This window comes from Streptomyces barringtoniae (assembly GCF_020819595.1).
Taxonomy (GTDB): domain Bacteria; phylum Actinomycetota; class Actinomycetes; order Streptomycetales; family Streptomycetaceae; genus Streptomyces; species Streptomyces barringtoniae.
Genome location: NZ_JAJHNP010000051.1, coordinates 1 through 7,334 on the forward strand (window position 1 = coordinate 1; position 7,334 = coordinate 7,334).

General features: G+C 72.4%; 1 protein-coding gene and 1 pseudogene. Both read left to right on the forward strand.

The features are described 5' to 3' along the window. Positions 1–37: 37 nt before the first annotated feature. Positions 38–6,088 (forward strand): annotated as a pseudogene (locus tag LMU33_RS40525) (type I polyketide synthase); the annotation flags it as partial. 59 nt (positions 6,089–6,147) lie between these two features. Then, the coding region (locus LMU33_RS40530) for a beta-ketoacyl synthase N-terminal-like domain-containing protein (protein ID WP_228627077.1) at positions 6,148–7,334 on the forward strand (1,187 nt) is incomplete at its 3' end.

Genomic DNA, 7,334 nt, shown 5'->3' on the forward strand with positions numbered 1-7,334 from the left:
CGCGCGTCGGCTGGAGCGTCCGGTGCAGGGCGAGGTCGCTCCGGAGGACGGCGCATGGACCCCGAAGGGCGCCGTGCTGGTCACCGGCGGCACGGGCGCGCTCGGCGCCGAGGTCGCCCGCTGGCTGGCACGCAACGGAGCCGGCCACCTCGTCCTGACCAGCCGGCGGGGTGCGGAGGCGCCGGGTGCGGCCGAGCTGGAGGCGGAGCTCGTCTCGGCGGGTGCCCGGGTGACGATTGCTGCTTGTGACGTGGCCGATCGTGAGGCGCTGGCGCGGTTGCTGGAGCCGCTGCGCTCCGAACTGACGGCTGTCATCCACACCGCGGGTGTGCTCGACGACGGTGTCCTGGACGCGCTGACCCCGCAGCGGTTCGAGCGCGTGTGGCAGGCCAAGGCCGACTCGGCACGCCATCTGCACGAGCTCACCCGTGATCTGGACCTGTCGGCGTTCGTACTCTTCTCGTCGATCAGCGGCACTCTGGGCAGCAGCGGACAGGCCAACTACGCCGCCGCGAACGCCTACTTGGACGCGCTCGCTCAGCAGCGCCGGACGGACGGCCTTCCCGCCACCTCCATCGCCTGGGGCGCCTGGGCCGCGGGCATGGCCGCCGACGACGACATGGCAGAGCGGATGCGTCGCGGTGGCGTGCCGCCGATGGCCGTCGACCCGGCCATCCGCGCGCTGCGCCAGGCCGTCGACTCCGGCGAGGCCGTGCTGACCGTGGCCGACTTCGACTGGGAGCGGCTGACGCCCGGACTGGTGGCGGTGCGGCCCAGTCCGTTCATCGGCGATCTGCCCGAAGTGCGCAGGGTCCTCGACCATGCGGACGGCCTCGCCGCAGGCGGTGCCGGAAGCGGTGCGGGAGCTTCGCTCGCGGAACGGCTCGCCGCAATGTCCCGCGCCGAGCAGGAGCGCACGGTCCTCGACCTGGTCCGCACCCATGTGGCCGGAGTACTCGGGCACAACGGTTCCGCGGCGATCGGAGCGGAACGGGCCTTCAAGGAGCTCGGATTCGACTCGCTGACCGCGGTGGAGCTGCGCAATCGGCTCGGCGCGGCGACCGGTGTCGACCTGCCCGCCACGCTCGTCTTCGACCATCCGACGGCGTCCGCGCTGGCCGACCACCTCCGGACCGAACTGCTGGGAACCGGGGCGGCGGTCGACGGCCCGGTGTCCCGGGCAGCTGAGGTGGCGGACGATCCGATCGCCATCGTCGCGATGACCTGCCGATTCCCCGGCGGCGTGCGGTCGCCGGAGGACCTGTGGCAGTTGCTGGCCACCGGCGGGGACGCGATCGCCGAGTTCCCGCACGACCGCGGCTGGGACCTCGAGCGCCTCTACAGCTCCGACCCGGACCAGCAGGGCACGTGCTACACACGCGAGGGCGGATTCCTCTACGACGTCGCCGAGTTCGACCCGGGTTTCTTCGGGATCTCGCCGCGCGAGGCGCTCGCCATGGACCCGCAGCAGCGGCTTCTGCTGGAGACCACCTGGGAGGTGTTCGAACGGGCCGGGATCGACCCGGCGACTGCCCGTGGCAGCCAGGCCGGTGTGTTCGTGGGCACCAACGGCCAGGACTACGACTCGTTCGCGCAGACCCTGCCGGACGGCATCGAGGGTTACCTGGGCACGGGCAACGCGGCGAGTGTGGTCTCCGGACGGCTCGCCTACGTCTTCGGCCTCGAAGGCCCCGCGATGACGGTGGACACGGCGTGCTCGTCCTCGCTGGTCGCCCTGCATCTGGCCGCCCAGGCACTGCGCAACGGCGAGTGCGATCTGGCGTTGGCCGGTGGTGTGACGGTGATGTCCTCGCCGGGCGCGTTCATCGAGTTCAGCCGGCAGCGTGGTCTTGCGGCCGATGGCCGGGTGAAGGCCTTCGCGGCGGGTGCGGACGGCACCGGTTGGGGTGAGGGCGTGGGCATGCTCCTGGTCGAGCGGCTCTCGGACGCCCGCCGTAACGGTCACCCGGTGCTGGCGGTGGTCCGCGGCTCGGCGGTCAACCAGGACGGTGCGAGCAATGGTCTGACGGCGCCGAACGGTCCGTCTCAGCAGCGGGTGATCCGTCAGGCGCTGGCCTCGGCGGGTCTGTCGGCGTCGGACGTGGATGCGGTGGAGGCGCACGGCACCGGCACCACGCTTGGTGACCCGATCGAGGCGCAGGCGCTGATCGCCACCTACGGGCAGGAGCGTGCCGAGGACCGACCGCTGTTGCTCGGCTCCATCAAGTCGAACATCGGCCACACCCAGGCTGCCGCAGGCGTCGCGGGCATCATCAAGATGGTTCTGTCGATGCGGCACGGTGTGCTGCCGCGGACCCTGCATGTCGACGAGCCGACGCCGCACGTGGGCTGGGCGGCGGGCGCGGTGGAGTTGCTGACCGAGGCGCGGGAGTGGCCGGAGACCGGCCGTCCCCGCCGGGTGGGCGTGTCGTCCTTCGGTTTCAGCGGCACCAACGCCCACACCATCCTCGAAGAGGCACCCGCCGACCACACCACCGAGGCGACGGCACCGGCGACACCGCCTGCCGTCCAGACCTGGGTGCTGTCCGCCAAGTCCGAGGCCGCGCTGCGGGCGCAGGCCGAGCGTGTGCGGGTACGGCTCGCTTCGGGCGCGGAGACACGTCCGGTCGATGTCGCCTATTCGCTGGCGACGTCACGGGCGGCTCTGGAACTGCGCGCCGCCGTCGTCGGCGGTGACCGGGAGGTCCTGCTGGAGGGGCTCGCCGCGCTGGCGGCGGGGGAGCCGTGCCCGCAGGTGGTCCGGGGCGCGGCAGGCGACGGCCGCACGGCGCTGCTTTTCACCGGTCAGGGCAGTCAGCGGCCGGGGATGGGCCGGGAGCTCTACGACGCCCACCCCACGTTCGCGGACGCCCTGGACGCGGTGTGCGCCCACCTGGATGCCCACCTCGAGCGTCCGCTGCGTGAGGTGATGTTCGGCGGGGACGAGGAACTGCTCGGCCGGACGGCGTACACGCAGCCCGCGTTGTTCGCCGTTGAGGTGGCGCTGTTCCGGCTGCTGGAGTCGTGGGGCATCAGGCCGGACTTCCTCTCCGGTCACTCCATCGGCGAGATCGCGGCCGCGCACTGTGCGGGTGTGCTGTCGCTGGAGGACGCGTGCACGCTGGTGGCGGCGCGTGGCCGGCTGATGCAGGAGCTGCCGTCCGGTGGTGCGATGGTGGCGGTGCAGGCGACCGAGGACGAGGTCGCGCCGTTCCTGACCGACGTCGTGAGCATCGCCGCGGTCAACGGCCCCGCCTCCGTGGTCGTGGCCGGTGACGAGGACGTCGTACTGGAGATCGTCGCCCGCTTCGGGGAGCAGGGGCGCAAGACCCGTCGCCTGACGGTCAGCCACGCGTTCCACTCCCCGCACATGGACGGCATGCTGGCCGACTTCCGCAAGGTCGCGGAGGGGCTGTCGTACGAGGCCCCGCGCATCCCGGTCGTCTCCAACCTCACCGGCGCCGTGGCGACCGCCGAGGAGATCACCAGCCCCGACTTCTGGGTGCGCCACGTCCGCGAGGCCGTGCGCTTCCACGACGGCATCCGCGCCCTCGAAGCGCAGGACGTGACCACGTTCATCGAGCTCGGACCGGACGGGATCCTGTCCGCGATGGCGCAGGAGTGCGTCACCGGCGACGACCATGCCTTCCTGCCCGCGCTCCGCGCGGGTCGCCAGGAGGCCGACACGCTCGCCACGGCGCTCGCCGCGGCGCACACCCGAGGCATCGCCGTCGACTGGCGGGCCTACTACACCGGCACCGGCGCCCGCCGCGTCGACCTGCCCACCTACCCCTTCCAGCGGGAGCGTTACTGGCTCGACGACGCCGTGGACGCCGTGGCGGAGCCGGGCGGCGATGCCCCGGACCACTCGGCCGAGTCCCGCTTCTGGGAGGCCGTCGACAATGCGGACCTGACCGCGCTCACCGCCGAGTTGGCGATCAACGCGGACCAGCCGCTGAGCGATGTACTGCCCGCACTGTCGGCGTGGCGCCGGCAGCGGCAGGAGCAGTCCACGGTGGACGGCTGGCGCTACCGGGTGGTCTGGAAGCCGCTGGCCGAGCCGGACGCGGCGCGGATGACGGGCACCTGGCTGACCGTGGTGCCCGCCACCGAGGCGGACGACACCCGCGTGCGCGAGGTCGTCGACGCGCTGCGCTCAGCGGGCGCCACCGTACGCCAGATCACGCTCACGGACACGGACGCGGACACGGGTACCGACACGGACACCGGTAGCGACACGGACACCGGCACCGGCATCGACACCGGCACGGAGCCCGCCCTCCTCGCCGAGCGTCTGCACGCCGAGCTGGGCGGCGAGACGCCACAGGGTGTCCTCTCGCTGCTGGCGCTGGACGAGCGGTCGCATCCGCGCTACACGGCGGTCTCCCGGGGGGTGCTGCGCACCGGAGACCTGGTGCGGGCGCTCGGGAAGGCCGGCGTCGACGCCCCGCTGTGGTGTGTCACCGAGGGAGCGGTGGGCACTGCGCCGTCGGACCGGCCGCGCAGCGCCGCACAGGCGCAGGTGTGGGGGCTGGGCCGGGTGGTGGCACTGGAACACCCCGAGCGGTGGGGTGGTCTGGTCGACCTGCCCGAGACCCTCGACGGGCGTGCTACCGCGCGCCTGGTCGCCGTCCTGGCCGGAGCCGGCGACGAGGACCAGCTCGCGGTCCGGACACCGGGAGTTCTGGTACGGCGCCTGGTCCACGCGTCGGAGAAGGACACGCAGGTCCCCGCCGCCGGCGCGTGGAAGCCTCGGGGCACGGTCCTCGTGACCGGAGGCACGGGCGCGCTCGGTGCCCACGTGGCCCGGTGGCTCGCCGGCAACGGCGCCGAGCACCTGGTGCTCACCAGCCGACGCGGCCCCGAGGCACCCGGAGCCGAGGCGCTGACCGCCGAGTTGACCGGGATGGGCGTCCAGGTGACGGTCGCCGCGTGCGACGTCACCGACCGGGACGCACTCGAAGGGCTGCTGGCCGGTGTGCCCCGCGTGACCGCGGTTGTGCACACCGCAGGTGCCGGCCAGTACGCGCCGCTCGCCCGGACCGGTCCCGGCGACATCGCCGAGGTGATGGCCGCCAAGGTGACGGGTGCGGCGCACCTCGACGCGCTGTTCGCCGACGCGCCACTGGACGCTTTCGTGCTGTTCTCGTCGATCGCCGGAGTGTGGGGCAGCGGAGGCCAGAGCGCCTATGCGGCGGCCAACGCCTTCCTCGACGCGCTCGCCGAGCAGCGCAGGGCCCGCGGGCTGGCCGCGACCGCCATCGCCTGGGGACCCTGGGCCGACGGCGGCCTGGTGGCCGACGACGAGGCCGCCGAGCAACTGCGCCGCCGTGGGCTGCCGGTGCTGCCGGTCCATCGGTCGATCAGCGCTCTGCAGGGAGCGTTGGACCGCGCCGAGACGACGGTGACGGTCGCCGACGTCGACTGGGAGCGTTTCGTACCCGCGTTCACCGCCGCACGGCCGCGTCCCCTCATCGCCGACCTGCCCGAGGTACGGCGCGTGCTCGCCGAGGCGGACACCGGCACCGGGGCCGAACGCGGGGGCGACGGCGCGGCACAGGACGCCGAGTCGCTGCGGCAGCGGCTGTCCGCGCTGTCCGGCGCCGAGGCGGAGGACATGTTGCTGGACCTGGTACGCACGCACGTCGCAGCGGTGCTGGGGCACAGCGGCACCACCGCCGTGGAGGCCGGGCGCGCCTTCAAGGAGCTCGGCTTCGACTCGCTCACCGCCGTCGAGCTGCGCAACCGTCTCGGGACCGCGAGCGGGCTGAGGCTGCCCGCGAGCCTGGTCTTCGACTACCCGACGCCGGCCGCTCTCGCCGGACACCTGCGAGCCGAACTCCTCGGCGAGCAGAGCACACCGGAGCTCCCCGCACTCGCCGAGATCGACCGACTGGAGTTCATCCTGTCGTCCGTCGCGGCGGACGGCGCGGAACGCGCGAGCGTCACCTCTCGCCTGGAGAAACTTCTGCGCAAGTGGAACGAGACCGACAGCGCGACCGCCGGTGACGACGACGGCAACGACCTGGAATCGGCGTCGGTCGACGACATCTTCGACATCATCAACAACGAATTCGGACGCTCCTGACGTGATGAGCGCACACAATTCCGTGCCGTTTCCGGCTCTTCCCAGGGGGTGACGTTTCGGTGGCTACCGCAAATGAAGAAAAGCTTCTCGACAATCTGAAATGGGTGACCGCTGAACTGCGCCGGGCCCGTCGCCGCCTCGACGAGGTGGAGACGGATGCCCGGGAACCCATCGCCATCGTCGGCATGAGCTGCCGATTCCCGGGCGGCGTGGGGTCGCCCGAGGACCTGTGGCGCCTGGTGGCCGACGGTGGGGACGCCGTTTCCGGATTCCCTGTCGACCGGGGCTGGGACATCGACGCGATGGCCGATCCGGATCCGGACCGCAAAGGCACCTTCTACAACACCGGCGGCGGATTCCTGGACGGCGCAACCGGATTCGACGCCGAGTTCTTCGGGATCTCGCCGCGTGAGGCGCTGGCGATGGACCCGCAGCAGCGGATCCTGCTGGAGGCGTCCTGGGAGGTGTTCGAAAGCGCCGGAATCGATCCCGCGTCACTGCGGGGCAGCCGTACGGGCGTCTTCGTCGGCGCCGGATCGATGGGCTACGGCGCCGACCTGAAGGAGACGCCCGAAGACCTCGAAGGCCTCATGCTGACCGGCGGCGCCACCAGCGTGCTCTCCGGCCGCGTCGCCTACGTCTTCGGCCTGGAAGGACCGGCGGCCACCATCGACACCGCCTGCTCCTCCTCGCTGGTCGCCCTGCACTGGGCCACTCAGGCGCTGCGACAGCGCGAGTGCTCGCTCGCACTGGTCGGCGGTGTGACGGTGATGCCGTCGCCCGATGTGTTCGTGGAGTTCAGCCGGCAGCGGGGGCTGTCCGCCGACGGCCGCTGCAAGTCGTTCGCCGCGGCGGCGGACGGCACCGGCTGGTCCGAGGGCGTGGGCGTGCTGCTCGTCGAGCGGCTGTCCGACGCCCGGAAGAACGGGCACAAGGTACTGGCCGTGGTGCGGGGCAGCGCCGTCAACCAGGACGGCGCCAGCAACGGCCTGACCGCACCCAACGGTCCCTCGCAGCAGCGAGTCATCCGGCAGGCGCTGGCCGGCGCGCAACTGTCGCCCGGCGAAGTCGACGCGGTGGAGGCGCACGGCACCGGAACCCGGCTGGGCGACCCGATCGAGGCGCAGGCGCTGCTGGCCACCTACGGGCTGGAGCGTCCCGAGGACCGGCCGCTCTGGCTGGGCTCGCTGAAGTCCAACATCGGACACACCCAGGCGGCGGCCGGCGTGGGCGGCGTCATCAAGAT